Below are 24,635 nucleotides of genomic sequence, written 5' to 3'. Positions count from 1 at the left end.
CGCCACCGGAACCACCCGCATGAGCGAGACCCGTTTCGATCCGTCCGTGGCTGACGGGCGCTGGCAGCGCGCCTGGGCCGAGGCTGGCAGCTTCAGGGCCGATTCGCAAAGCCCCAAGCCCAAGGCCTATATCCTCGAGATGTTCCCCTATCCTTCGGGGCGCATCCACATGGGTCATGTGCGCAATTACACCATGGGCGATGTGCTGGCGCGCTATCTCAAGATGCGTGGGGCCGAGGTGCTGCACCCGATGGGTTGGGATGCCTTTGGGATGCCGGCCGAGAACGCGGCGATGGAAAAGGGGGTGCACCCCGGCGATTGGACCCGCGCCAACATCGCCCAGATGAAGGCACAATTGCAGCGGCTCGGCTTCGCGCTCGACTGGAGCCGCGAATTTGCCACCTGCGATCCCGAATATTACGGCCATGAACAGGCGCTGTTCCTCGATCTCTACGAGGCCGGCCTCGTCTATCGCAAGGAATCGACCGTCAACTGGGATCCGGTCGATATGACCGTGCTCGCCAACGAGCAGGTGATCGACGGGAAGGGCTGGCGCTCGGGCGCCGAGGTCGAGAAGCGCAAGCTCAGCCAGTGGTTCCTCAAGATCACCGATTTTGCCGAGGAGCTGCTCCAGGGCCTCGAAAGCCTCGAGAACTGGCCCGAGAAGGTGCGGCTGATGCAGGAGAACTGGATCGGCAAGAGCCAGGGGCTCGAGTTCTCCTTCGATCTCTCGGACGGCGCCACGCTGCCGGTCTACACCACCCGGCCCGACACCATCTTCGGCGCGAGCTTCGTTGCCATTGCCGCCGATCACCCGATCGCCCAGCGCCTTGGCGAAGGCGATCCCAAGATCGCCGCCTTCATCGCCGAATGCCAGAAGGGCGCCACCACCGCCGCCGCGCTCGAAACCGCGGAAAAGCTGGGCTATCGCACCGCGCTCACCGCCCGCCACCCCTTCACGGGCGCGCCCCTGCCGGTGTTCATCGCCAATTTCGTGCTGATGGAATATGGCACCGGCGCGGTGATGGGCGTGCCGGGGCATGACCAGCGCGATTTTGAGTTTGCCAGCAAGTATGGCCTGCCGATCCTTCGGGTGGTGGCGCGCGATCCGAGCGAGGCCGATGCGCCCTTCGCCCGCGAGGCGGAAGCGGGCGACGGGGTGATCGTCAACAGCGATTTCCTCGACGGGATGAGCGTCGCGGCGGCCAAGCAGGCGGTGATCGCCCGCGCCGAGGCCGAAGGCTGGGGCCGCGGCACCACGGTGTGGCGCCTGCGCGACTGGGGCGTTTCGCGCCAGCGCTATTGGGGAACGCCGATCCCCTTCATCCATTGCGAGGCCTGCGGCGTGGTGCCGGTGCCGCGGGATCAGCTCCCCGTCACCCTGCCCGAGGATGTGACTTTCGACATTCCCGGAAACCCGCTCGAGCGCCACCCGACCTGGAAGCATGTCGCCTGCCCGCAATGCGGCAAGCCCGCTCTGCGCGAGACCGACACGCTCGACACCTTCGTCGATTCCTCGTGGTATTTCCTGCGGTTTGCCAGCCAGCCGGCCGACAAGCCCTTCGACCCTGAAGAAGTCGCCAAGTGGCTGCCGGTCAAGCACTATATCGGCGGGATCGAGCATGCGATCCTGCACCTGCTCTATGCCCGCTTCTGGACAAGGGCGCTGGCGCGGATCGGCAAGCTCAACCTCACAGAGCCTTTCGCCGCGCTGTTCACCCAGGGCATGGTGACCCACGAGACCTACAGCCGCATCGATGCAGCGCGCGGCGTGCCGGTGTTCTATGGCCCCGAGGAAGTGAGCCGCACCGCCGAGGGCGCAACCCTGATCGCCGATGGCGCGCCGGTTGAGATCGGCCGCGTCATCAAGATGTCGAAGTCGAAGAAGAACGTCGTCGATCCCGATGCGATCATCGCGCGCCACGGTGCCGATGCGGTGCGCTGGTTCATGCTTTCCGATTCGCCGCCCGAGCGCGATCTGCCCTGGTCCGATGCCGGGATCGAGGGCTGCGCGCGCTTTGTCCAGCGGCTCTGGCGCCTGTTTAAGGCCCATGACCCTGCCGCCACCGGCGAGGACCAGGCGCTCGCGCGCAAGGCCCATCAGACCATCGCCGCCGTGGCCGGTGATATCGAGGCGCTGGCCTTCAACAAGGCGGTGGCGCGCATCTATGAACTTGCCGGCGCCATCGAGAAGGCCGCGCCTTCGGCCAGCCGCTCGGAGGCGATCCGCACGCTTGCCCAGCTCATCGCCCCGATGATGCCACACCTTGCCGAGGAAGCCTGGGCGGCGATGGGCAACACCGGTCTTGTCGCCGAGAGCGCGTGGCCCGAGGCCGATCCGGCGCTGCTGGTCGAGGACGAGGTCACCATCGCGGTGCAGCACATGGGCAAGCTGCGCGACACCGTCACCGCGCCCAAGGGGGCCGACCGCGCGACGCTCGAGGCCCTCGCCCTTGCCGCGCCCAACCTGCAACGCTCGCTCGCCGGAGCGCCGGTGCGCAAGGTGATTGTGGTGCCCGACCGGCTGGTCAATATCGTCACCTGATGCGCGCCCTTTTGCCCCTGCTCGCCTCGCTGCTGCTCGCCGCCTGCGGGCTTTCGCCGATGTATGGCGGCGGGGCGGGGGGCAGCCTTGCCGCGGGGCTGGCTGCCGTCGAGGTGCCGGCGATCCCGGGGCAGGGCGGCTGGCTGGTCAAGAACGCGCTCGATGCCCGGCTCGGCCTTTCCGGTGACGATGTGCCGCGTTACCGGCTCGATGTCAGGCTCGACGATTCGCTCGAGGCGCTCGGCGTGCTCAATGACGACACCATCACCCGCGAGCGGCGCATCCTGCGGGCGCGCTATCAGCTTATTGATCTGGCGAGCGGCGCGGTGCTGCTCGATGCCACCGCCGGGGCCGATGCGGGGATCGACGTGGTCTCGAGCGAATATGCCACGATTGCCGCCGAGCAGAAGGCGCTCGAAAACCTCGCGCTCGAAGTGGCTGACCGTATCGCCACTCAGGTCGCGCTGACCTTGCGGGCCGAGGCCCGGGGCGGGCGGTGAAGGCGACCCAGAAGGATTTCCTGCGCGGGGTGCCCGCGAGCTTCCTGGGCTTGCGGATCTTCTTCTTCTGCGGGCCTGACGAGGCCGGGGCGAGCGCCGCGGCCAACCGCCTGGTGGCCAGCCTGCCCGATCCGAGCGAGCGGGTGGAGCTCGCCGGGGCCGAGCTCAAGCGCGATCCCGCCCGGCTGGGCGATGAGGCGCGCTCGGCCTCGCTGTTCGGGGGCGCGCGCCACATCTGGGTGCGTGCCCAGGGCGATGAGGCCCATGATGCGCTCCAGTTCCTGATCGAGACCGCCGCGGCGGGCGCGGGCGAGGCCGCGCCAGTGATCGTGGTCGCCAGCGGCGCGAGCGACAAGTCGCGCACCGCCAAGCTGCTGGAAAAGCGCAGCGATGCGCTGGTGGCGATGTTCCATCCGCCCGATCTTGCCGCGGTGACCCAGGCGGTGCGGGCGATGGCGGATGCGGCGGGTCTCAGGCTCGGCGGCGATCTTGCCGAGCGCATCGCCCGGGCCGCCGGGCTCGACGTGCGCCTCGCCCAGTCCGAGATCGACAAGCTCGCGCTCTATTGCGATGCCGATCCCACGGCGCCCAAGGCGGTGACGCCTGCCGATCACGCCGCGATCGGCGCTGCCACCGAGGAGGACAGCCTTGCCCCCCTGGTCAACGCCGTGCTCGGCGGCGAGCTTGCGCGCATCGGCGGCGAGGTGCGGCGGATGCGCGAGCTGGCACTCAATCCCTTGGGCGTGGTGCTCGCGCTCGAGCGGCGCGCGGCGCAGCTGGCGCAGATCGCGGCGAAGCTCGGCCCGCAGGGGCGCATCCAGGCCCTGTCACCGGCCGAGAAGCTCCAGCTTGGCATCTTCTTCCGCGAGGAACGCGCGATCACCCAGCAATTCGAGCGCTGGATGCGCCCGGCAGGCCGCGCCGGCGGGGAGACTCGGCTCGACCGGCTGATCGCGCGACTCGCGATGCTGCACCGCACCCTTCTGGCAAACAGCCAGGCGGCCGAGCTGCTGCTGGCCCAGGAACTGGCGGAGATTGGCCGTTTTGCTGCGAAGCGGTAGCAAAATGTGACGAGCCGTTTTTCGCACGCGCACAAATGACGTATGGGTGTATAAGTAAAACTACATAAGAGTCATGAGGGGTCGCGCCCGCCGGGGGAAGGGACTTCATGAACCGCGTCACGTCGCAACTGCTCGATGCCATCCGACACGAATCGGTCGATCGCAAGATCGCCCCCTCGCTCGAACGGCGCCGGTTGCGGGCCTATATGCTGCTGATGCTGATCGACGGGGCCTTGCTCAATCTGAGCTTCGCGCTGGCCGCGCTGATCTGGGAAGGGCGCTGGTGGGAAACCAATGCCATGGTGGCGGCCCAGGCGATGCTGCCGGTTTATTTCACCATCGCGCTCTACAACGGCACCTACGGGATCGGCGCCCTCAATGACTGGCTGCTGGGGGTGCGCAAGGCGCTCACCGCGCTGGTGATCACCGCTGCACTGGTCAATTTCCTCGCCTTCTACACCAAGTCGAACGAGGATTTCTCGCGCGCCGCGGTGACGCTGGGGATGCTGTTCACCGCGGTGCTGCTGGTGGCCTTGCGCCGGGTGATGGCGATGGTGATCGCGCGGCGTTGGGGCGGGCGGGTGTCGAACCACCTGGTGATCGATGATGGCGGGCCGAGCTTTGCCTATGCCGGGGCCGAGACGATCTCGGCGCGCGAGTTCAGCCTCGATCCGGCGAGCCATGATCCCTTCATGCTCGATCGCCTGGGCAAGCTCTTGCGCAACCAGGATCACGTCGTGGTCTCCTGCCCGCAGGAGCGCCGCGGCGAGTGGGCCTTCCTGCTCAAATGCGCCGGGGTCTATGGCGAGATCGTGAGCGAGCCGGCGCACAGCCTCGGGGCAGTGGGCGTGCACCGCTATGACGACATCGGGCGCACCACGCTGGTGGTCTCGACCGGGCCGCTGGCCCTGCGCGCGCGCATCCTGAAGCGCGGCTTCGATCTGGTGGTGGCCAGCGCCGCGCTGGTGCTGCTCTCCCCGCTGCTGCTGCTGGTGGCGCTGCTGATCAAGCTCGAGGACGGCGGCCCGGTGCTGTTCGTGCAGCGGCGGCTGGGGCGCGGCAACCAGTTCTTCGAGATGTACAAGTTTCGCTCGATGCGGCCCGAGAAGCTCGATCCCAATGGCGAGCGTTCAACCGCGCGCGATGATGACCGCATCACCCGCATCGGCGCCTTCATCCGCCGCACCAGCATCGACGAATTGCCGCAGATCCTCAACGTTTTGAAGGGCGAGATGTCGATCGTCGGCCCGCGCCCCCACGCGCTCGGCAGCCGCGCCAACAACAAGTATTTCTGGGATATCGACCGCAAGTACTGGCAGCGGCGCTGCCTCAAGCCGGGGCTGACCGGGCTGGCCCAGGTGCGCGGCCATCGCGGCGCGACCGAGCAGGAGAAGGACCTGACCGACCGGCTCCAGTCCGATCTTGAATATATCTCGGGCTGGTCGCTGCGCCGCGACATCGGCATCATGCTGCGCACCGTGATGGTGCTGTGCCACCGCAACGCCTATTGAGGCAGGCGAGCCTTCTTCCCTAGGGCTGCTTGCCCTCGCGCCGCTGCGGGACATTGAAGGTGCCGGTGACGCGGCCCGGGCGCGCCCCGCTGCCATCGACGCTGGCATTGCGGCTGTTGAGATCGATCACCAGCCGCCCGCCCTCGAGCCGGTCGGTGACGCCGCGGCGCAGGCGGACATTGCCGGCCATGGTGATGATCCGCCGGCCCACGTCATAGATCGCGCTGTCGCCGGTGGCCTGTTCCTCGCCGCGGGTGACCACCACCCCGCCAGTGGCGGTGATGCGCTGGAGTTCGAGCCGCCCGGCATCGGTGAAATCGACCAGCGTGCGGTCCGAACGCAGCCGCAGCCCGGCCTGCTCGATCACCACATCGCCCGAAAGGATCACCCGGTTGGCCCGGTCCTGCAATTCGATGCGCTGGGCATCGAAGCTCACCGGCGCATTCGAATCGTGCCCGGCCAGCGTCTGCGCGTTAAGCTCGATCCCGCCGGCCAGCACCGCGGCGAGCGCGAAGCCGCCCGCGCCCCAGCCAAGCGCCAGCCGGGCAAGCGAAGGGCGGGAAGGGGGCAGATCGGTCATCGCGGCATCCTCAATTCTCCGGGCACCATGGTCAGGCGGGCATCGCCTTCAAGCGTGATCGTGCGGCTGGCAAGATCGGCCTCGAGCCGGCGGGCGGAAAAGGTGCCGGCCGGAACCTCGCCCGAGACGCCGTCCTCGCCGCGCAGCCGGCGCGCCTTGAGATCGATCGCCACGCCACGCGCGATCATGGCATAGCCATCGCTGGCGGTGAAGCGCACCGGCCCGTCGATGGTGACGGTTTCGGCTCTGATGTCATAGACCCCGCCGCGCGCGGAAAGCCGCGCCGGCCCGTCGCTCAACAGCAATTGCGCGACGAGGTCCTCCATCCGCACCAGCCCCTCGCGGCTCGAGCGCTGCACCGCCGCCCCGGCGGTGAGCGCGAAGGGGCGCCCGGCGCTGTCGCGCCCGCGATACATGGCATTGGCGACGCTGAGGCGATCGGGGATCACCGCCACCTTGTTGCGATCGAGCAGGAAGCTCACCTCCCCGCGCGGCGAAAGCGGGGTGAGGATCATCAGCGCCGCGATCACCCCCACTGCCATCGGCAGGGCGCGGGCGAGAAAGCCAACCAGCCGGTCATGCGTGCCGCCGGGCGCGGCAAAGTGCTGGCGCCGGCTGCGCAGCATCCGTGCCTCGTTGGTCTCCTGCGCGCTGTGGTGGACGGGGGCCATGCTGCCGGCTGTGCCTTCTTGCCCCTTACACGTGGCTGAAGATATCGGCCTCGCCCCAGCCGGCCAGATCGAGCAGCGCGCGGGCGGGGAGGAAGTCGAAGCACGCCTGGGCGAGCGCGCTGCGCCCCTCGCGCGCGAGGCGCGCGGCAAGCTCATCGCGCAGGGCGTGGAGATAGCGCACGTCCGAGGCGGCATAGTCGCGCTGGGCCTCGGAGAGCACCGGCCCGCCCCAATCGGAGGATTGCTGCTGCTTGGAAATGGTCTCGCCCAGCAGTTCCTCGACGAGGTTCTTGAGGCCATGCCGGTCGGTATAGGTGCGGGTCAGGCGGCTGGCGATCTTGGTGCAGAACACCGGCGCTGCCATCACCCCCAGATAGTGCTGGATCGCGGCCAGATCGAAGCGGGCGAAGTGGAAGATCTTGAGCCGTGCCGGATCGCCCAGCACCGCCTTGAGATTTGGCGCGTCATAGGTGCTGCCCGGGGCAAAGCGCACCAGGTGTTCATCGCCCGTGCCGTCGGACAATTGCACCACGCACAGCCGGTCGCGGTGGGTGACAAGGCCCATGGTTTCGGTATCCACCGCCAGCGGGCGATCATTCACCAGCACACCGGCGGGCAGGTCTTCTTCGTGGAAATGCACAGCCATGGCCCCGCGCCCTACGCCGATTGGGGAAAGAGTGAAAGCGCCGATTGGCCCGCTTGGCCGCGGCGTGCGAATTTGCGCCGCGCAATGGCAGGCGAATCGCTTCCCGAAAGCTGGCGCGGCGTGCTCGAACCCGTGCTCGCCGCGCCCGAGGCGCGGCGGCTGGGCGGCTGGCTCACGGCCGAGGAAGCCGCGGGCAAAGCAATCTATCCCCCGCGCGGGGAGCGGCTGGCGGCCTTGGCGCTCACCCCGCTCGAGACGGTGCGCTGCGTGATCCTCGGGCAGGATCCCTATCACGGGGCGGGCCAGGCACATGGCCTTGCCTTCTCGGTGCGCGCCGGGGTGCCGCTGCCGCCCTCGCTGGTCAATATCTTCAAGGAGCTTGCGGCCGATTGCGGCGTACCCGTGCCGCGCTGCGGCGATCTTTCGCCCTGGGCGCGCCAGGGGGTGCTGCTGCTCAACAACACGCTCACGGTCGAGGCGGGCAAGGCCGGCAGCCACGCCGGGCGCGGCTGGGATGCGATCACCGATGCCTGCGTTGCCGCGGTGGCGGCGCGGGCAGAGCCGAGCGTGTTCATCCTGTGGGGCAGCCACGCGCGCAAGAAGGCGAGCCGGGTGCGCGAATTGGCGCGCCCCTCGCACCATCTCGTCCTTTCATCGCCCCACCCCAGCCCGCTGTCCGCGCACAGCGGCTTTTTCGGCTCGCGCCCGTTCAGCCAGACTAACGCCTTCCTTGCGGCGAATGGGCGCGGCACCATCGACTGGAGACTGGAATGATCGCGGATGTGGTTCTGTGCGAAGTGGCCGAGGGCATCGCCACCGTCACCCTCAACCGGCCCGGGGCGATGAACGCGCTCAACCGGGCGCTGCGCGCGCGCCTGGCCGAAGTGATGCGCGCGCTCGATGGCGATGAGGCCGTGCGCGTGGTGATCCTCACCGGGGCGGGCACGCGCGCCTTTACCGCCGGGCTTGATCTGAAGGAACTGGGGAGCGAGGCGGGCGCGCTCGGCAGCGCCAATGCCACCGATCCGGCCGACAATCCGGTCAAAGCAGTCGAACAATGCTCCAAGCCGGTGATCGGGGCGATCAACGGGGTGGCGATCACCGGCGGCTTCGAACTGGCGCTCGCCTGCGACGTGCTGATCGCCAGCACCACTGCCCGCTTTGCCGATACCCATGCGCGGGTGGGGATCGTGCCGGGCTGGGGCCTGTCGCAGAAGCTGAGCCGGATGATCGGCATTTCGCGGGCCAAGGAACTGGCCTTTACCGGCAATTTCCTCGATGCCCACACGGCCCATGCCTGGGGGCTGGTCAACCACGTCGTCGCGCCCGAGGAACTCCTGCCGCTCGCCCGCCGCCTTGCAGGCGACATGGCCGGGATCGACCCGGCCTTCCTTGCCGCCTACAAGCGCCTCATCGATGATGGCTTTGCCGTGAGCCTGGCCGAGGGTCTCGCGCTCGAGGCCGCGCGTTCAGCCGCGGCCAATGCCGCGGTCAGCCCGCAGGCGGTCGAGGCGCGCCGCGCCGCGGTGCAGGCGCGCGGGCGCAGCCAGGGCTGAGAGCAAGGCCGATCCGGGGCGCGCGTCAGCCGACGGTGCGCTCGGCCTTGTCCTTCTCGTTGGTGCCCTTGATCATCGCCCGCATCGCCTCCCACTCGGCATCGCCGAGCGCGTGGAGCATGGGGTAAAAGGTGCCGCCATTGGCCTGGAAGCCCGCCCCGTCGATGGCGATGGTCTGGCCGTTCACATATTCGGCCCCCTTGGCCATCAGGAACACCGCGAGATTGGCAAGCTCGTGCATCTCCCCGGCGCGGCCCATGGGGTTGAGCAGGTTCTTCTGATTGTCGCCGCTGCTCCCCGGATTGAGCCTTGCGTTCATGCCCTTGGTCGGAAACAGGCCGGGGGCGATGGCATTGAACCTGAGGCCATAGCGGCCCCATTCGGTGGCAAGACTCTGGGTCATGGCGTGGATCGCGGTCTTGCTCATCGCGCTCGGCACCACGAAGGCGCTGCCCGACCACACCCAGGTGGTGAGGATCGAGAGGAAGCTTGCCTTCTTCTTCTCCTTGATCAGCCGCTTGCCGACATCGAGCGTGACATAGAAGGTGCCGCGCATGACGATATCGGCAATGGCATTAAAGCCGCCCACCGAAAGATCCTCGGTGCGGCTGATGAAGTTGCCCGCGGCATTGTTGACCACGCCGGTCAGCGCCCCGCCATCGGCCCAGATCCGGTCAACCATCTCGTGGATCATGTCGGCATCGCGGATGTCGCAGGCCATGCCGACGATCTTGCCGCCGTGGCGCTCGGTGAGTTCGGCGGCGGTCTCGTCGAGCTTGGACTGCCGCCGCCCGCAGATATAGACCGTCGCCCCCAGCGCGAGGAAGGCCTCGGCCATCTCGCGCCCAAGCCCCGTGCCCCCGCCGGTCACCAGGATGCGCTCGCCTTCCATCAGGCCATCGCGGAACATCAGCTTTGAAACGTCCATGGGATGTGTCCTTCCTCGTCACTTCTCTGCCAGCCGCCGGCTGCGCGGCGCGGCCGATCAAGCGCTTGGCGCTTGCCCTCAACGCGGCCTCAGGCGGGCGGTTTCAGCCTCACAGCCCCAGCACGGTCTTGGCAATGATGTTCTTCTGCACCTCGTCCGATCCGCCGAAGATGGTGGCGGCGCGGTTGTTGAGATAGCGGCCCATGGCGATCTGGGCATATTCGCTGCCGACCGGCTCGGGCGCCTCGTTGCCATAGAGCGGGCGTTCGAGCGGCAGTTGCAGGGCGTCCGGGCCGAGCAGTTCGAGCCGCAAGGTATCGACCTGCTGGCCGATATTGGCGCCGAGCAGCTTGACCAGCGAGGTCTGCGGTCCGGGCCCGCGCCCCTTGGCCAGTTCGGCCAGGATGCGCAGCTCGGTCACCTCGAGCGCCTCGGCCTCGAGCCTGACCCGCGCCAGCCGATCACGGAAGCGCGGATCGTGGGCGATCGCCCCGTTGACGCCCGAAGGCTGGGTGCGCGCCAGCGTCTCGAGCCGCTCGATCGATTGCAGGAGGCGTGGGGCAAAGCACGATCCGCCGCGCTCGTTTTCGAGCAGGAACTTGGCGATGCTCCAGCCCTGCCCTTCTGCGCCGATGCGGTTCGACACATGGGTGCGGGCATTGGTGAAGAACACCTGGTTGACCTCGTGATCGCCCGACATCGAATAGATCGGCGTCACCTCCACCCCGGGCTGATCCATCGGCACCAGGAGGAAGCTGATCCCCTGCTGCTTCTTCACCGTGGGATCGGTGCGCACCAGCGCGAAGATCCAGTTGGCGTGGTGGGCGTGGGTGGTCCAGATCTTCGAGCCGTTGATGACATATTCATCCCCCTCCAGCCGGGCGGAGGTCTTCAGGGATGCAAGGTCGGAGCCCGAACCCGGCTCGGAATAGCCCTGGCACCAGTAATCCTCGCCCGAAAGGATGCGCGGCAGGAAGCGCGCCTTCTGCTCGGGCGTGCCGAATTCGCAGATCACTGGGCCAACCAGGCGCAAGCCGAGAATGGCGAGCGCCGGGGCGCCGGCGAGCGCGCATTCCTTCTCGAAAATGAATTTCTGCGTCGGGGTCCAGCCGGTGCCGCCATCCTCCTTGGGCCAGTGAGGGGCGACCCAGCCCTTTCTGTAGAGGATGCGGTGCCATTCCATCCCGATATCGGGCTCAACGAAAACCCCCGGCGTGCGCCGCGCCCCATCGCGCAGCCGCTCGGGCAGGTTGTCCTTGAGGAAAGCGCGCACTTCCTCGCGGAAGGCGAGATCCTCGGGCGAGAAATCCATGTCCATGTCAGTTCGATCCCAGGCGTCGCAAGTCTCTGTCCGTTCAGGCCCCGTCTCTCATGGCCCAGCGGATGGTGCGCCGCAAAAGCTCATAATAGACATCGTAATTCCACGCGCACATTTCCTTGTGCGGATAGAAATCGACCATGCCGGGAAGGTCATAATGCCCGCGGCAATGGCCGAGCGTATTGTATATGATCTGCCCCGCGCCGATCTTCCTCGTATAAAGGATAGGCACGCTGGTCTTGTCCCAGTGGCTGCGGGTAAAGCCGGTGGCCTCGCCTTCGAAGCTGGTCTGCATCAGCGTTTCGATCGGCGCGGTGGTGGTAGAAAGGTAAAGCTCGTCCACCACCTCGAAATCGGCGATGCCGCGCGTCAGCTCGTGCGCGCCATCGACCACCTCGACCAAGAACTTGTCGATCGGCGGATGGGCAAGGAACTGCGTGCCCAGCATCTCCATCACATCCGGGCGCGTCTCGGGCGCATCGACCAGGCCCTCGGGGGTGAAGACGAGGATCGAATTGGTGCCGTGCAGCGCCATCCACTTGCCGCCCTTTTCCATCCACGCGCGCAGCTGCGCGGCCTCCTCGGGCGTGGGCATCAGATCGCAGGTATAGGTGATGAGAAAGCGGCACTGATCGAGCCGTTCGAGCCCCGAATAGTCGCAGGCCACCGTGGTGCGGACCTGCGGATGCTCGGCGAGGAGCTTCAGGATCTCGAGCCGGGCATGGTCGATATCGTGATACTTGCCCGCGGCGATGAAATGGGCATCGATGCGCCGCGCGGGCTGATCTCCATGGTCTGCCATGTCAGCTCCTTATCGACCCGCCGCCATCGACGGTGAAATCGCAGCCGGTGGTAAAGCCGGCCTCGTCACTGGCGAGAAACACCACCGCGCGGGCGACTTCCTCCGGCTCGCCGATGCGGTTCATCGGATGGGTGGCGGCAAAATTGGCCTCAATGTTCTCGGGGCTGTCGGCGCCGGAGAACTTGTAGCGCTCATACATCGGGGTGCGGATCGCGCCCGGGTGCACCATGTTGACCCGGATCGGCAGCCCGCGCGCGGCCAGATCGAGCGCGACCGACTGGGTGAGCCCGCGCAGGCCGGTCTTGGAGGCCGAATAGGCGGCGACGAAGGCCGCGGGCCGCAATGCGATCATCGAGCCGATATTGACGATCGCGCAAGGCTCGCCGCTTGCCACCATCGCCGGGATCGCCGCGCGCATCCCGTAGAACGGCCCGGTGAGGTTGATCGCAAGGGTGCGGTGCCACAGCTCGAGCGGGCCATCGGTCACCGTGCCGGGCTCGGAAATCCCGGCGATATTGGCAAGCACGGTGAGCTTGCCGAAGCGCGCCTGGGTCGCCGCCACCGCGGCTTCCCACTGGTCAAGCGCGCGCACATCAAGCGCCACCGCCGCGGCGCGATCGCCCAGTTCGCGCGCCAGGGCCTCGGCCTTGTCAAGCTGGACATCGCCCAGCATCACGCTGCCGCCCTCGGCCACGATCGCGCGGGCCACCGCCGCGCCGATCCCTTCCGCGCCGCCCGAGACCAGCGCGACCTTGCCCTCCATCCGGCTCATGCGCGCTCCAGGATCGCCACCGCCGAAAGCCCCGGGGCGCCATAGACATGGCTGTAGCCGAAGCGCGGCCCCTTGCCGTCGCGCCCGGGCACCTGCCGCGCCCCGGCGCGCTGGCGCAGCTGGGTGACGTTCTCATAGACCTGCCTCAGGCCCGAGGCCCCGATCGGCTCGCCGCAGGCCAGGCACCCACCATCGGTGTTGATCGGCAGGCGCCCGCCGATCTCGCTCCAGCCATTGGCGAGCCATTCTTCCTGTTCGCCATCCTTGCAGAAGCCGTTTTCGGCCATGTGCATGATCTCTGCCCCGCTTTCGGTGTCCTGGAGCTGGGCAACCGAAATGTCCTCCGGCCCGATCCCGGCGCGCGCGAAGGCGGCCTTGCTGGCGAGCACCGTGGGCTTGCCGCCCTCCTCGATGCTCACCCCGGGCTGGAACACCTCGAAGGAATGGGGCGGGCGGGTCTTGACCGCGATGGCGCGGATCTTCACGCCATCCGCGCCCAGCGCGCGCATCTTCTTCTCCGACGCCAGGATCAGCGCCACCGCCCCTTCGGAGGGCGAGCAGAACATGTATTTGGTCAGCGGATCGTTGATCACGGGGGCGTTGAGGATCGTGTCGAGATCGACCGGGCTGCGCCGCCAGGCATGGGGGGCAAGGCTGCCGTTGCGGAAGGCCTTTTCGGCCACGAGGCCAAGCGTGCGCCGGCTGATGCCGTGAAGCTGCATGTAGCGCTGGATCTTGAGCGCGAAGAACTGCGTGGTCAGCATCATCCCGGTCTGCCCATACCAGTCGGGCAGGCCATAATCGGCAGGCTTGGCGTTGAAGGCGCCGCGCGGATGCTTGTCGAAGCCCACCGCCAGGGCCAGGTCATACATGCCGCTGGCGATCGCCTGCTGGGCCGAGGCGAGCGCGCTGCCCCCGGTGGCGCAGCCATTGGCGACATTGGTGAAGGGCAGGCTGGTAAGGCCCAGCTCGTTGACCATGATATCGGCATTGCCGGCCGCGGCCGAGCCGCCGTAGGCGCATTCGATATCGGCCCATTCGAGCCCCGCATCCTTCAGCGCCTCGCGCACCGCCACCACCCCTTGCTCGCGGCCCGAGCGGCCCTCGGTGCGGCCAAAGGGGTGGATCCCGGCGCCGATGATGTAGACATTCTCGCTCATGCGGCTTGGGCCTCGCTGATGCTGACAGGACGGAAGGCGAAGGTGTCATAGCGCGCGTTGAAGGGCACGATGCACAGTTCCAGCTCCATGCCGAGGTGCAGATCGGCAAGCTGGCAATCGACGAGGCGGCTCTCGACGATCACTTCACCGGGAAGTTCGACATAGCCGAGGAGGAAGGGCTTGAAGTCTTCTGGCCCTTCGCCCGGCCCGGCACCGGGGCCGATATAGGGCTCCTTGGGCAGGAAGCCCTGCGTGGTCCACGACCACAGGCGCCCGCGGCGCTTGAGCTTGTAAGGCGTAACCCCCTCGGCCGCATCGCCCACCGGCATCGGAAAGACGATCTCGCCCGAAGGCAGCCGCCCGCCGATGAGGTGCGGTTCGGGATCGTCGCTCCACAGATTGGGATCGATCTTCTCGCCCATGCTCTCCTGTCCCCTCCCCGCGCGCTCAGGCTGCCTGCGCATATTCGGCGAGCACGCTGTCGGCATCGCCGAACAGGCGCGCGAGCAGCAGGACGCGCTTCATCGCATGGCCGATCGCCAGTTCATCGGTGATCCCCATGCCGCCGTGCATCTGCACCGCCTCGCGGGCGATGGCATCGACATTCTCGCTGATATAGGCCTTGGCCCCGGCGGCGGCGCGCTGCCAGGCGGTGGCATCGGCCCGATCGGTGAGCGCGGCGCGATAGAGCATCGAGCGCACCTGCTCGGCCCGGGCATAGCAATCGACGAGGCGGTGCTGGAGCGCCTGGAAGCTGCCGATGGCAACGCCGAACTGCTCGCGCTGCTTGACATAGGCGAGCGTGTCCTCGAGCAGCCGCTGGCCCAGGCCGACCATCTCGGCCGCGGCATAAAGGCGCACATCGGCGGCAACCTCGCCGAGCGCTGCGGCATCAAGCGCGAGGCGCGCGCGCGCCGGGGTGCGGGTGAGGCGCAGCTCGCCGGCGATGCTGCCATCGGCAAGGCGATAGGGCCGCAGCTCAAGGCCCGGCGCATCCCTTTCCACCAGAAAGCAGGCGGTCTCGCCGGCGCACTCGGCGGTGACGATGAACAGGTCGGCAAGGCCTGCACCCATCACCATGGTCTTTTCGCCCGTAAGGGCAAAGTCATCGCCCCTGGCCTCGGCCCGGGTGGCGCGGGGGGTGAGGCTGTAGCGCTGCGCGCGCTCGGTCCAGGCGAAGGTGGCGATGGTCTCGCCACCGATCACCCGGGCGAGCACCTCGGCTTCGCCGCCGCGTTCGAGCAGCAGCGCCGGCAGAAATCCCAGCTCGATCAGCGGATCGGGGGCATTGGCCTTGCCCAGCGCCTCGGCCACCAGCGCCAGATCGATCGGCGCGCCGCCCAGCCCGCCCGCCGCCTCGCCCGCGGCAAGCGCGATGAGGCCGAGCCCCGCCAGCTCCTGCCAGCGCGCCCGGTCATAGCCGCCCGGGCTGGCGCGCAGGCGCCGCCGCGCCGGCACGTCGATGGGCGCGGCAAAGCGCTCCACCGCGGCCACGAACATCTGCTGCTCTTCGGAAAGATCGAAATTCATGGGCTTCAGGCCTTGCGGGTGAAGGTGATGGGCAGGTGGGTGACCCCTCGCAGCAGGATGTTGGGCAGGATGCGGATGGCGTTCTCGTCGGCGATGGCGAAGTTATCGAGCCGCTCGAGCAGCTCGTCGAAGGCCACCAGCATCTCCTTGCGGCTGAGCATGTTGCCCACGCACATGTGCGGCCCCTTGCCGAAGGACAGGTGCGCGCGGGCGTTGGCGCGCTCGATATCGAAGCGATCGGGATCGGGGAATTTCTTCGGATCGCGGTTGGCCGCGGCATAGCGCAGCTGCATCACCGCGCCCGCCGGGATCTTCATGCCCCCAAGCTCGGTGTCCTTCTTGACGATCCGCCACATGCCCGCGGTCGGGGTTTCATAGCGCAGCGCCTCTTCCACCAGGTTCATGATCAGCTTGGGATCGCGCCCGCCGGCGGCGGCCCTGGCCTTGGCCATCTGATCGGGGTTGCGAATCAGCTGGAGCAGCCCCCCGGCAAGCGTCGAGGTCGTGGTCTCGTTCCCCGCCACCATGAACTGCTGCATCAGCGACATGATTTCCGGATCGGTGAGCGGGGTTTCGCCCTCGACCCGCGCCTCGACCAGATCGGTCAACAGGTCATTGCCGCCATGCGCCCGGCGCTCGTCGATCAGGCCCTTGATATAGTGCTGGAACTCGACAAGGCTGCGGGCGCATTCCTTCTTGCGTTCAAAATCGATCATCTGGCTGAAGCGATCGACCGCCGCGTCAGACCAGGCCTTGACCCGCTTGGGATCGTCCTCGAGCCCGATCTGCCCGGCGATCATCGCCACCGGCAGGGGCACGGCGAACTCCTCGACGAATTCGCATTCGCCCCTGTCGGCAAAGGCCTCGATCAGCTCGATCGACTTGGCACGCATGTCCGCCTCGATCGCGTTCACCCGCGGGGCGGAAAAGGCAAGGTTCACAAGCTTGCGGTTGCGGGTGTGCACCGGGTGATCGGCGGTCAGCAGGGTGGGCACATCGGGCCAGCCCTCGGCCAGGATCGCCTTGATCTCCTCCTCCGCCTCGCGCCCCATCAGCGCGGTAAAATCATTGGAGAACACCTCGGGATTGCTGGCCGCCTCGCTGCACAGGTCATAGGAATAGACCACGTAGGTGTTCATGCCCTCGAGATATTCGATCCCGATCCCGGCCTCGTGCACGGCGCGGTAATAGTCGAAGGGATCAAGCAGCGTCTCGGGGGCAAAGATATTGCCTTCGGGCTTGTTCATCGGGCGGCTCCGGCACCTTGGAATTGCATGGCAAAGCCTAGCCACGCCCCGCGCCCGGATGCGATGCGCGTTTGTGTTAGGATTGCGCTGCGTGCATCAGGCGCTGCCAAATTCGCGGGTGAACTCGGCCATGTCGAAATAATCGCGCCACGCCGCGATGCGCCCGGCGGCATCGATCTCGAAGGTGCCCATCACCCGGATCTTCGCTGTGCGCCCGTCCTTGAGGACAAAGCCGTCGGTGCGTTCGGTCAGCACCGTGTTGCCCCTGGCGGCGATGGCGTGCACCTGCCAGGCGCAGCCTTCCACCCCGGCCATGAAGCCTTCCACCGCGGCGCGCATCGCTTCCTTGCCGCGGATCGGCTCCATCGGGATGTTGTGCCACACCACCTCCTCGGCGCACATGGCCAGCATGGCCTCCATGTCGTTGCGGTTCCACTGGTCGATGAAGGCGGTGACGGTTTCCTCCGGGGTCATGGGCAGGCTCCTTGAGCAGTGTAGGCGAGCGCTTGGGCGATCAGCCGGCGCAGGTGGGGATGGGCATAGGCCGCCGGTCCATCGCCGGGTTGGATATAGACGAGCGGGGCGGGCGCGCGGCGGCTTTGCCAGGCGATGCAATTGCTGCCATCGGGGTGATCCCAGCCGGCGCGGCTGAACATCGCCCCGGCCACCGCCTTGGCGGCGGAATAGAAATTGTCGCGGGAGAAGGCAAAGCCCTCGGCCCTGACGAGCGGGGTGATCGCCGCCTCGTCAATCGGGCACAGATAAAGCTCGTCGGTGACGGGGAAGGTTTGGGGCAGGCCGCGGGTGACGGGATGATCGGCCACCACCCGGGCGGTGTAGGCGACCTCGTGGCGGTATCCCGAATCCGGCCCGTGCGGCCCCGGCTGGTAGTGGAACTGCCCGCCGAGCCATTGGTGCCACTCCGCCCACAGCGCCCAGCCGGCAAGGGCATGGTGCAGCGCCACCGCACCCTTGCCCCTGGCAAAGCGGCGGGCGAGCGCCGCGCAATAGGCGGGCGAGGGCGGGCGCATCGTCACCCTGCCTGCGCCAAAGCTGTAGCCCGGCATGTCGTAAAACAGCAGCGCATCGGCGCTCTCGATCGCCGCGGCAGCATCGGCCTCGCCGCCCTCGGGGTGGACGAGGTGGGCAATCTGCCAATCGCCGAGGCTGGCGAGGAGTTCGCCGAAAGGCCCGGCCTCATAAGGGTGCCCACCGGAAAGGACGAGCAGGCTGCGCGCCATCAGGCGATCTTGAGGATCATCTTGCCGTCATTGGTGCCGGCAAACAGCCGCATGAAGCTGGCGAAGGCGTTTTCCAGCCCTTCATCGATATGTTCATCGATCGTGAGCCGGCCTTGCGCGGCCCACTGGCCCATCTGCGCGGCGCCCTCGGCAAAGCGATCGACATAATCGGCCACCAACAGGCCGCGGATCTGCGCGCGCTTGACGATCAGCTGCCACAGGTTGCGGCAGCCGCGCGGCGCCGTGTTGTATTCGCTGATGAGGCCGCACAGGCCCACCCGGGCGTGGAGGTTGAGGTGCATCAGCCCGGCATCGAGGATGATCCCGCCGACATTTTCAAAGATCACGTCAACCCCATGGGGGCAGGCCGCCGCGATCGCCTCGCTCAGCGCTGCCTCGTCCTTGCCCTTGTAGTCGATCGCGGCGTCAAAGCCGTATTTCTCGGTCAGGCGCGCGCACTTGGCCGGCCCCCCTGCGATCCCCACCGCGCGGCAGCCGTGGATCTTGGCGAGCTGGCCGACGAGGCTGCCGACCGCGCCGGCCGCCCCCGAGACCAGCACGGTCTCACCGGGCTTTGGCTCGCACACCTCGAAAAGGCCGAAATAGGCGGTCATCCCCACCGCCCCGAAGATCGAAAGGTAATTGGTGATGCTGGGCACCGCGGCCGGATCGATCACCTGGGTAAAGCCCCCGGCAACGCCGACCGAATAGTCCTCGAGCGCGTTCAAGCCCATCACCCATTGCCCGGGGGCAAAGCCCTCGGCGCGACTTTCGGCGATCACCCCGATGGTGCTCGCCCGCACCGGCGCGCCCAAGGGAATGGGCGGCATGTAATTGCCTTCTGCATCCATCCACCCGCGCATCGCCGGATCGAGCGAGGCATAGTGGTTGCGGATCAGGAACTCACCCGGCGCGAGCGCGGGGGTCTCCTGGGTGACGAGCGCGAAATCCTCGGGCACCGGGGTGCCTTGGGGGCGGCGCATCAAGAGGAAGCGGCGGTTGGGGGGCATGGGTTTCCTTTGCGTGTGTCGGGCGAGGATCAGGCCGGTTCGAGCCGCACCGGAATGGCGCTTTGCAGCGATTGGCCGGTGATCGGATCATAATCGACCACCTCGCTCACCAACCGGTTGGTGGAAGAACCGCGGGTGCGCACATCGTGCTTGCCGGCATCGGCATCGCCATAGGCATGGGCCATCGAGACGATCCCGCGCCGCAGCTTGTCGCTCGCCTTGACCACGCCATAGATGGTGGCATGCGGGCTGGAGATCGCCACGATCCCGCCTTCCTCGAGCCCGAGGGCGGCGATGTCATCGGGGTGGATATAGGCAGGGTTGGTGGTGGCCCTCGCTTGCAGGTTCTTGAGCGGGTGGCCGATCGAATTGAACCTGCTTTTCGAGCGGCGGCTGATCAGGCGGAAGTCAAAGCCCTCCTTCGCCGCGCGGTTCTCGGCATATCTGAGGAGCTCGTCCGGCATGGCCCCGGCGGCAAGATCAAAGCGGTGGAACTGGCTTTCATCTGCTGGTTCGACCACCGGGTGCAGCGCGGGATAGACCATCGCCGCCCCGCCATGGGCCTGGCAATCGCGCCGCACCTCGGAAGGCTTCTTGAGGCACCCGGCGGTGGCAAGATCGAGGAATTCCTCCTTGCTCGGCTTCCTGTCCATCGGCAGCGGCCCGCCGGCGAGCATGAGTTGCAGGCCGAGGTGCCTGGCGAGCGTCCAGAACATCTCGTATTCGTCGATGCAATCGCCCGGGGGCGGCACGATCGCCTCGGTGTAGCGGGCATAGGGCTCCTCGTGCCACCATTCGGAAAGGTTGGTGATGTCCTCGCGCTCGAGGCATTGCGAGGGCGCGAGCACCACGCTGGCGCGCTTGGCCGAGGCGCTCATCCACGGATCGATCTGGACGAACAGCTCAAGATCATCGAGCGCGCGCACCATCTTGGCCTGATCGGGAAAGCCCACCACCGGATTGCCGCCCACCGAAATCAGCGCGCGCACCTGGCCTTCGCCGGGGGTGAGGATTTCATCGGCCAGCACGTTGCAGGGCATTTCCCAGCCGAGGTGCCCCAGCCCACGGAAGCGTGACTTGGGCATCCCTTCGGCGCCGAACATCACCGCCGGCGGGCCAACCTGGGCGCGGCGCGGGCCCTGAAGCGGGCTGAACACGCCCGGAATCGCCGCCTTCTCGCCCTCCTGCTTGAAGCGCGCGCAGATGGTGTTGAGGCAGGTGACGAGATATTCGGTGAGCGTGCCGTTGCCCGCCATTTCCGGCCCGGTGCCGGTGACCGCGCAGCCCTTGGCGCCGCCGGCAAACATCCGCGCCGCGGCAATCAGTTGGTCCTTGTCGAGCCCGGCGCGCGCTGCCGCCACCTCGGGCGGGAAGGCCTTGACCGCCTCGGCGAGCGCCGCAAAGCCATCGACATGGGCGGCGACGAAATTGCGGTCGTAAAGCTCCTCGGCGATGATGACGTGGAGCATCCCGGCGAGCATCGCCGGGTCTTCCCCGGGCTTTACGGGGAGGTAGATGTCCGCCAGCCGCGCGACATCGCTCATCCGCGGGTCGGCAACGATGAGTTTCAGCCCTTCGGCCTTGCGGTCGCGGATGCGGCGCGAGGGGCTGAAGGGCGGTACGCCCCCCACCGGCGCATAGTGCGAGACGATCGGGTTGTTGCCGATGAAGAAGGCGACATCGCTCTCGCTGAAGGTGTTGGGCCCGGCCATCCACTTGCCATAGCGCGCGGTGGTGAAGACCTTGGCGGGCTGGTCGAGCGTGACCGAGGTGTAGAAATTGCGGCTGCCCAGCGCTTGCGCAAAGCTGAGCGAGGCGGCCATCGCCGCTGAGTTCTGGAACCCGCCCGAACCCATGAACACCGCCACCGCATGGGGGCCGTGGGTATCGATGATGCGCGTGAGTTCCCGCGCGACATGGGCAAGCGCCTCGTCCATCGGGGTCGGCACGAATTCGCCCCTTTCGTTGCGCACCAGGCTCTGGCGCAGGCGATCGGGGGAATTGTGCGATTCGGGCAGTTCGCGGCCCTTCATGCAGGTATAGCCGCCAAAGGCCGGGTCATCCGGATCGCCGCGCACGGCGATGACGCGCCCGTCGGCAACATCCACCTCCATCGCGCAATTGGCATGGCAGAAGCGGCAGAAGGTCTTGTGGGTGTGCGCGCGCATGATCCTCTCCCTCGCCCTCGAGACTAGCACAGGCGAGGGCCCGCTCGACTGACACTTTTGTCCGTGGAGCGCTGCGGCGCGCCTCCGCCATAGCATGGCGACAACCCAAGGAGAGACCAATGCCGACCACCACCCGCCAATGGCTGCTCAACGGCCACCCGCGCGGCCGCCCGATCGACATTGCCAATGATTTCCGCCTTGCCACCACCGAGCTGCCCGATCCCGGCCCCGGGCAGATGCTCCTGAAAACGCTCTATCTCGGCTTCGATCCGGCGCAGAAGGGCTGGATGGAGAACATCGCCGATTATGTCGCCCCCATGGCGATCGGCGATGTCATGCGCGGCAGCGGCATCTGCGAGGTGGTGGCCTCGAACGGCGGCCGCTTTGCCGTGGGCGATCTGGTGTTCGGCACCACGGGGTGGACCGAATATCTCGTGTCTGACGGCAAGGAGCTGACCAGGGTTGAAACCACGCTGCCCCCCACCGCGGTGCTCTCAGTGCTGGGCACCACAGGGCTTACCGCCTGGTGCGGCCTCTTCAAGGTGGGAAAGCCGGTGGCGGGCGATACCGTGCTGGTCTCGGGCGCGGCCGGGGCGACGGGCAGCATCGTCGGCCAGCTTGCCAAGATCGCCGGGTGCCGGGCGATCGGCATCGCCGGGGGCCAGGAGAAGTGCGACTGGCTGGTGCGCGAGGCCGGCTATGACGGCGCGATCGATTACAAGGCCGGCAGCGTCAGGGACCAGATCAAAGAGCTGTGCCCGCGCGGGGTCGATGTGATCTATGACAATGTCGGGGGCAAGATCCTCAACGACATGCTCAGCCAGATCGCCACCGGCGCGCGGGTGGTGATCTGCGGCGGGATCAGCCGCTATGAAACCGGAACGCTCCCCGCCGGGCCGGAGAATTATTTCAACCTCGTCTTCCGCCGCGGCACCATGGCCGGTTTCATCGTGCTCGACTGGGCGAGCGAGTTTCCGGCGATCCGCAAGCGGCTCGAGGCTTTCGTCAAGGACGGCCGGCTCACCTATCAGGAAGATATCCAGCACGGCTTTGAGAACGCCCCGGCCACCCTGCAACGCCTGTTTTCGGGCCAGAACCGCGGCAAGCAGATGCTGAGGCTCTAGGCAAGGTCCTCGGGCCGGTTGACGTTCATCACCGGGCGGGGGAGGACGACCTCGCGCGCGCCCACCGCGGCGGCAAAGCCATAAAGCGCGCGCCCGCCGCCGGCGAGATAGTCACAAAGCGCGCCTGCAAGGCCCGCCGGCCACAGCCCGATCACCGGCTGGCTCGCCAGGATCGCCGCGCCCGCGCCGGCAAGCGCGGTAGCAAGATCGTGCGGCAGATCGGGGGCATCGACCCCGGCGGAAAGCACGTGGGAAAAGCCGTGGGCCTCGGCATGGCGCAGCGCCGCGGCCAGCCCGCCGAGCGGCCCAAGGCCGGGCGCGGGCCAATCATCAAGCGAGGGGAAAGGAGGCTCGGCCCGCCCGCACACCACTATCCCATCGCACTGCGCCCCAAGCGCGGCGGCGACATGATCGATGAGCCGCTGGCCGCGCCAGGTGGCCGCGGCCTTGTCGCTGCCGAAGCGTCGCGCCGCGCCGCCTGCAAGGATCGCGCCCAGCAGCACGGCGCCAGGGCCTAGCCGAAGGCCGCGCTTGGCAGGCCTGCCTCGTCATAGACCGGCGCTTCGGCGTCCACCCGATACTTGCGGCTCACCGCGCTGGTGATGCCGAAGCGGCCGATGTGATCGCGCATCCCCAGATAGGCCGGATCGCGGAAATGGGCGGCCAGGGCCTCCTCGCTTTCCCATTCCTCGAACACGTTGATGCGCGCCGGGTTCATCGCGCAGGCGCTCCAGTCATAGTGGATGCAGCCCTTTTCGGCGAGCGCGGCGGCGATATGCACCCGGGCGGTCTCGAGCGCTTCGGCGCGCCGGGCGGGATCAACGTCAATCTGCGCGGAAATGAGGATTTTTGCCATGGATTTCAGCCCTCTGCTCCAAACTCGGCGATGATGCGGAAGGTGCGGCTGGTAAAGCGCCAGGCCCCGTCGATCTTGCGCAATTCATCCTCGTATAGCCCGCCGACATGGCGCGCCTTGCCCTCCTTGGGCTTCAGGATCTCCTGGGTCTGCACCCGCGCCGTGGCGCGGTTTCCCTCGACCGCGATCATGCAAGGGATGCAGTGGAAGCTCACCGCTTCAAGGCCGCTCATCGCCTGCTGCCAGAAGGCGACGATCGCGTTTCTGCCCTCGGTCTGGTGGCCCATCAGGTCCCAGCGCGCGTCCTCCGCCCAGACGCTGGCCCAGGTGGTCGCATCGCCGCGCACCACGCCATCGGCATAGGTGCCATTGAGTTCGGCGATCGCCACGCGATCCTCGAGCGGCCCGGTGAACATGGCTTGCATCCTCTCCTGCTGGGTGGGTGCGGCTATCGGCCCGGCTGGGCGGGCGGACAATGCCCACTTTTGGCAAGGGCCTTGGTCCCATGCAGCGTGGTAGGCGTGGGGCCAAGGATGAGGAGAGCGGCGATGGGACAACTCGAGGGCAAGAGCGCGGTGGTGCTCGGCGCGGCATCGGAAGGCAACATGGGCCAGGCGATCGCCCGGCTGTTTGCGCGCGAGGGGGCAAGGGTGATGGTGGCCGGGCGCAAAGAAGGCCCGCTCGCCGCGCTTGCCGAAGAGATCGGCGGCGCCCATGCCCTGTGCGACATCACCCGCCACGGCGAGGTGCATGGTCTTGCCGACCAGGCGCGCGAGACCTTCGGGCGGGTGGATATTGCCATCAACACCACCGGCTGGGGGCTTCTGGCGAGCCTCGAGGAGATCACTGAGGAGCAGCTCGACCGGATCGTCGATCTGCAATTCAAGGGCGTGCACCATTTCCTGCAGGCCTTCGTGCGGGTGATGAGCCAGCAGCAGCCAACCGGCGGCTCGCTCATCAGCCTCTCATCGGCCACCACCAAGGCACTGATCACCAACCATGCCGCCTATATCGGCACCAAGCGCGGGGCCGAGGCGCTGATCGAATGCGTGGCCAATGATTATGGCCACCTCGGGATCAAGGCCAACACCGTCTCGCCCGCCTTTACCCAAAGCCCGATGACGCAGGAGAGCTTCCAGGTGCCGGGCCTCGTCGATGCCTTCCTGCCGCGCTATCCGCTCGGCCGGCTCAACACCGTCGATGACGTTGCTCATGCGTGCCTTTGGCTGTGCACCGACCAGGCTTTCGTGACGGGTCAGAACATCCAGCCCAATGGCGGGCTGACGCTGCGCGGCAATCCCCAGGCGGGCGATGTCGCCGCGGCAGTGGCAGCGGCGATGGCGCGCCAGCAGCAGGGGTGAAGCGCTGCGCCAATGTTCCACGTGGAACATTGGCGCAGCAGAAACATT

The 24,635-nt window shown here is 67.4% G+C and carries 26 protein-coding genes; 8 read left to right on the top strand and 18 right to left on the bottom strand.

The genetic code is table 11. The features are described from left to right. Positions 1-19: 19 nt before the first annotated feature. From leuS to G524_RS0108545, 4 genes are all read left to right on the top strand, one after another. The gene (gene leuS, locus G524_RS0108560) at positions 20-2,545 is read left to right on the top strand and encodes a leucine--tRNA ligase (protein WP_027443347.1); all 2,526 of its coding nucleotides are present in this window, start codon (positions 20-22) and stop codon (positions 2,543-2,545) included. After that, entirely contained in the window at positions 2,545-3,045 is a 501-nt protein-coding gene (gene lptE / locus G524_RS0108555) for an LPS assembly lipoprotein LptE (protein ID WP_027443346.1), read from the top strand. The genes leuS and lptE overlap by 1 nt, the downstream gene beginning before the upstream one ends. After that, positions 3,042-4,106, top strand: coding sequence for a DNA polymerase III subunit delta (gene holA, locus G524_RS0108550; RefSeq protein WP_027443345.1), 1,065 nt, complete (start codon positions 3,042-3,044; stop codon positions 4,104-4,106). The genes lptE and holA overlap by 4 nt, the downstream gene beginning before the upstream one ends. Positions 4,107-4,213: 107 nt before the next feature. Continuing rightward, the gene (locus G524_RS0108545) at positions 4,214-5,617 is read left to right on the top strand and encodes an exopolysaccharide biosynthesis polyprenyl glycosylphosphotransferase (RefSeq protein ID WP_027443344.1); all 1,404 of its coding nucleotides are present in this window, start codon (positions 4,214-4,216) and stop codon (positions 5,615-5,617) included. A gap of 19 nt (positions 5,618-5,636) precedes the next feature. Here the strand turns inward: G524_RS0108545 and G524_RS0108540 are convergent, their stop codons facing one another. Genes G524_RS0108540 through G524_RS0108530 form a run of 3 tightly spaced genes read right to left on the bottom strand, consistent with a single transcriptional unit; the run spans position 5,637 to position 7,514 of the window. After that, positions 5,637-6,197: an LptA/OstA family protein gene (locus G524_RS0108540; RefSeq protein ID WP_036857669.1), complete on the bottom strand. Its 561-nt coding sequence runs from the start codon at positions 6,195-6,197 to the stop codon at positions 5,637-5,639. Next, a complete protein-coding gene (locus G524_RS0108535) occupies positions 6,194-6,868 on the bottom strand; it encodes a hypothetical protein (RefSeq protein WP_027443342.1) in 675 nt (224 codons plus the stop codon). The genes G524_RS0108540 and G524_RS0108535 overlap by 4 nt, the downstream gene beginning before the upstream one ends. A gap of 25 nt (positions 6,869-6,893) precedes the next feature. Continuing rightward, complete coding sequence (locus G524_RS0108530) at positions 6,894-7,514, bottom strand: ribonuclease D (RefSeq protein ID WP_027443341.1); 621 nt, start codon at positions 7,512-7,514, stop codon at positions 6,894-6,896. Positions 7,515-7,598: 84 nt separating this feature from the next. Between G524_RS0108530 and ung the strand changes: the two genes are divergently transcribed. Further along, positions 7,599-8,288 carry a uracil-DNA glycosylase gene (ung, locus tag G524_RS0108525; RefSeq protein WP_027443340.1) on the top strand — a complete coding sequence of 230 codons (690 nt, stop codon included), beginning with the start codon at positions 7,599-7,601 and terminating at the stop codon, positions 8,286-8,288. Then, positions 8,285-9,070 (top strand): enoyl-CoA hydratase, encoded by a 786-nt coding sequence (locus tag G524_RS0108520; protein ID WP_051221017.1) that lies wholly within the window; start codon positions 8,285-8,287, stop codon positions 9,068-9,070. Before ung ends, G524_RS0108520 begins: the two co-directional genes overlap by 4 nt. A gap of 25 nt (positions 9,071-9,095) precedes the next feature. Here the strand turns inward: G524_RS0108520 and G524_RS0108515 are convergent, their stop codons facing one another. The 12 genes from G524_RS0108515 to G524_RS0108460 all read right to left on the bottom strand — a co-directional run bounded on the left by G524_RS0108515 (position 9,096) and on the right by G524_RS0108460 (position 21,246). After that, on the bottom strand, positions 9,096-9,998 hold the full coding sequence (locus G524_RS0108515) for an SDR family oxidoreductase (RefSeq protein ID WP_027443338.1): 903 nt from the start codon (positions 9,996-9,998) through the stop codon (positions 9,096-9,098). Between the two features lie 109 nt (positions 9,999-10,107). Beyond that, on the bottom strand, positions 10,108-11,316 hold the full coding sequence (locus G524_RS0108510; RefSeq protein WP_027443337.1) for an acyl-CoA dehydrogenase family protein: 1,209 nt from the start codon (positions 11,314-11,316) through the stop codon (positions 10,108-10,110). Positions 11,317-11,353: 37 nt separating this feature from the next. Then, positions 11,354-12,118: a ThuA domain-containing protein gene (locus G524_RS0108505; protein ID WP_051221015.1), complete on the bottom strand. Its 765-nt coding sequence runs from the start codon at positions 12,116-12,118 to the stop codon at positions 11,354-11,356. Between the two features lies 1 nt (position 12,119). Then, positions 12,120-12,890, bottom strand: a complete 771-nt coding sequence (locus tag G524_RS0108500) for an SDR family NAD(P)-dependent oxidoreductase (RefSeq protein WP_027443335.1) — start codon at positions 12,888-12,890, stop codon at positions 12,120-12,122. Then, positions 12,887-14,050, bottom strand: coding sequence for a thiolase family protein (locus tag G524_RS0108495; protein ID WP_027443334.1), 1,164 nt, complete (start codon positions 14,048-14,050; stop codon positions 12,887-12,889). Before G524_RS0108495 ends, G524_RS0108500 begins: the two co-directional genes overlap by 4 nt. Further along, positions 14,047-14,472 (bottom strand): Zn-ribbon domain-containing OB-fold protein, encoded by a 426-nt coding sequence (locus G524_RS15385; protein ID WP_036857667.1) that lies wholly within the window; start codon positions 14,470-14,472, stop codon positions 14,047-14,049. Before G524_RS15385 ends, G524_RS0108495 begins: the two co-directional genes overlap by 4 nt. A gap of 25 nt (positions 14,473-14,497) precedes the next feature. After that, a complete protein-coding gene (locus G524_RS0108485; RefSeq protein WP_027443333.1) occupies positions 14,498-15,580 on the bottom strand; it encodes an acyl-CoA dehydrogenase family protein in 1,083 nt (360 codons plus the stop codon). Between the two features lie 5 nt (positions 15,581-15,585). Further along, positions 15,586-16,827 carry a cytochrome P450 gene (locus tag G524_RS0108480; protein WP_027443332.1) on the bottom strand — a complete coding sequence of 414 codons (1,242 nt, stop codon included), beginning with the start codon at positions 16,825-16,827 and terminating at the stop codon, positions 15,586-15,588. Between the two features lie 96 nt (positions 16,828-16,923). Further along, positions 16,924-17,301, bottom strand: a complete 378-nt coding sequence (locus tag G524_RS0108475) for a nuclear transport factor 2 family protein (protein ID WP_027443331.1) — start codon at positions 17,299-17,301, stop codon at positions 16,924-16,926. Then, positions 17,298-18,068, bottom strand: coding sequence for a ThuA domain-containing protein (locus tag G524_RS0108470; protein ID WP_036857666.1), 771 nt, complete (start codon positions 18,066-18,068; stop codon positions 17,298-17,300). The genes G524_RS0108475 and G524_RS0108470 overlap by 4 nt, the downstream gene beginning before the upstream one ends. Then, positions 18,068-19,078, bottom strand: coding sequence for an NADP-dependent oxidoreductase (locus tag G524_RS0108465; protein ID WP_027443329.1), 1,011 nt, complete (start codon positions 19,076-19,078; stop codon positions 18,068-18,070). The genes G524_RS0108470 and G524_RS0108465 overlap by 1 nt, the downstream gene beginning before the upstream one ends. 29 nt (positions 19,079-19,107) lie before the next feature. Continuing rightward, positions 19,108-21,246 (bottom strand): molybdopterin-containing oxidoreductase family protein, encoded by a 2,139-nt coding sequence (locus G524_RS0108460; RefSeq protein WP_084625115.1) that lies wholly within the window; start codon positions 21,244-21,246, stop codon positions 19,108-19,110. Positions 21,247-21,365: 119 nt separating this feature from the next. Between G524_RS0108460 and G524_RS0108455 the strand changes: the two genes are divergently transcribed. Next, the gene (locus G524_RS0108455) at positions 21,366-22,370 is read left to right on the top strand and encodes an NADP-dependent oxidoreductase (RefSeq protein WP_027443327.1); all 1,005 of its coding nucleotides are present in this window, start codon (positions 21,366-21,368) and stop codon (positions 22,368-22,370) included. Here G524_RS0108455 and mobA read toward each other — a convergent pair. From mobA to G524_RS0108440, 3 genes are read right to left on the bottom strand one after another with little or no spacing between them, the layout of a single operon-like run. Further along, a complete protein-coding gene (gene mobA, locus G524_RS0108450; RefSeq protein WP_027443326.1) occupies positions 22,367-22,873 on the bottom strand; it encodes a molybdenum cofactor guanylyltransferase in 507 nt (168 codons plus the stop codon). The genes G524_RS0108455 and mobA overlap by 4 nt on opposite strands. A gap of 11 nt (positions 22,874-22,884) precedes the next feature. After that, positions 22,885-23,226, bottom strand: a complete 342-nt coding sequence (locus G524_RS15380; RefSeq protein ID WP_036857665.1) for a putative quinol monooxygenase — start codon at positions 23,224-23,226, stop codon at positions 22,885-22,887. 5 nt (positions 23,227-23,231) lie between these two features. Continuing rightward, entirely contained in the window at positions 23,232-23,642 is a 411-nt protein-coding gene (locus G524_RS0108440; protein WP_036857664.1) for a nuclear transport factor 2 family protein, read from the bottom strand. 132 nt (positions 23,643-23,774) lie between these two features. Between G524_RS0108440 and G524_RS0108435 the strand changes: the two genes are divergently transcribed. Then, positions 23,775-24,587, top strand: a complete 813-nt coding sequence (locus tag G524_RS0108435) for an SDR family NAD(P)-dependent oxidoreductase (protein ID WP_027443324.1) — start codon at positions 23,775-23,777, stop codon at positions 24,585-24,587. Positions 24,588-24,635: the final 48 nt, after the last annotated feature.

This window comes from Erythrobacter cryptus DSM 12079 (genome assembly GCF_000422985.1).
Classification (GTDB): Bacteria; Pseudomonadota; Alphaproteobacteria; order Sphingomonadales; family Sphingomonadaceae; genus Erythrobacter; species Erythrobacter cryptus.
Note: the sequence above shows the minus strand (reverse complement) of the source record. Positions and strands in the feature narration are given on the sequence as shown.

Coding starts and splice junctions, on each gene's coding strand:
- leuS (WP_027443347.1), top strand. CDS start 20: ATGAGCGAGACCCGTTTCGATCCGTCCGTGGCTGACGGGCGCTGGCAG.
- lptE (WP_027443346.1), top strand. CDS start 2,545: ATGCGCGCCCTTTTGCCCCTGCTCGCCTCGCTGCTGCTCGCCGCCTGC.
- G524_RS0108545 (WP_027443344.1), top strand. CDS start 4,214: ATGAACCGCGTCACGTCGCAACTGCTCGATGCCATCCGACACGAATCG.
- G524_RS0108540 (WP_036857669.1), bottom strand. CDS start 6,197: ATGACCGATCTGCCCCCTTCCCGCCCTTCGCTTGCCCGGCTGGCGCTT.
- G524_RS0108535 (WP_027443342.1), bottom strand. CDS start 6,868: ATGGCCCCCGTCCACCACAGCGCGCAGGAGACCAACGAGGCACGGATG.
- G524_RS0108530 (WP_027443341.1), bottom strand. CDS start 7,514: ATGGCTGTGCATTTCCACGAAGAAGACCTGCCCGCCGGTGTGCTGGTG.
- ung (WP_027443340.1), top strand. CDS start 7,599: ATGGCAGGCGAATCGCTTCCCGAAAGCTGGCGCGGCGTGCTCGAACCC.
- G524_RS0108520 (WP_051221017.1), top strand. CDS start 8,285: ATGATCGCGGATGTGGTTCTGTGCGAAGTGGCCGAGGGCATCGCCACC.
- G524_RS0108515 (WP_027443338.1), bottom strand. CDS start 9,998: ATGGACGTTTCAAAGCTGATGTTCCGCGATGGCCTGATGGAAGGCGAG.
- G524_RS0108510 (WP_027443337.1), bottom strand. CDS start 11,316: ATGGACATGGATTTCTCGCCCGAGGATCTCGCCTTCCGCGAGGAAGTG.
- G524_RS0108505 (WP_051221015.1), bottom strand. CDS start 12,118: ATGGCAGACCATGGAGATCAGCCCGCGCGGCGCATCGATGCCCATTTC.
- G524_RS0108500 (WP_027443335.1), bottom strand. CDS start 12,890: ATGAGCCGGATGGAGGGCAAGGTCGCGCTGGTCTCGGGCGGCGCGGAA.
- G524_RS0108495 (WP_027443334.1), bottom strand. CDS start 14,050: ATGAGCGAGAATGTCTACATCATCGGCGCCGGGATCCACCCCTTTGGC.
- G524_RS15385 (WP_036857667.1), bottom strand. CDS start 14,472: ATGGGCGAGAAGATCGATCCCAATCTGTGGAGCGACGATCCCGAACCG.
- G524_RS0108485 (WP_027443333.1), bottom strand. CDS start 15,580: ATGAATTTCGATCTTTCCGAAGAGCAGCAGATGTTCGTGGCCGCGGTG.
- G524_RS0108480 (WP_027443332.1), bottom strand. CDS start 16,827: ATGAACAAGCCCGAAGGCAATATCTTTGCCCCCGAGACGCTGCTTGAT.
- G524_RS0108475 (WP_027443331.1), bottom strand. CDS start 17,301: ATGACCCCGGAGGAAACCGTCACCGCCTTCATCGACCAGTGGAACCGC.
- G524_RS0108470 (WP_036857666.1), bottom strand. CDS start 18,068: ATGGCGCGCAGCCTGCTCGTCCTTTCCGGTGGGCACCCTTATGAGGCC.
- G524_RS0108465 (WP_027443329.1), bottom strand. CDS start 19,078: ATGCCCCCCAACCGCCGCTTCCTCTTGATGCGCCGCCCCCAAGGCACC.
- G524_RS0108460 (WP_084625115.1), bottom strand. CDS start 21,246: ATGCGCGCGCACACCCACAAGACCTTCTGCCGCTTCTGCCATGCCAAT.
- G524_RS0108455 (WP_027443327.1), top strand. CDS start 21,366: ATGCCGACCACCACCCGCCAATGGCTGCTCAACGGCCACCCGCGCGGC.
- G524_RS15380 (WP_036857665.1), bottom strand. CDS start 23,226: ATGGCAAAAATCCTCATTTCCGCGCAGATTGACGTTGATCCCGCCCGG.
- G524_RS0108440 (WP_036857664.1), bottom strand. CDS start 23,642: ATGTTCACCGGGCCGCTCGAGGATCGCGTGGCGATCGCCGAACTCAAT.
- G524_RS0108435 (WP_027443324.1), top strand. CDS start 23,775: ATGGGACAACTCGAGGGCAAGAGCGCGGTGGTGCTCGGCGCGGCATCG.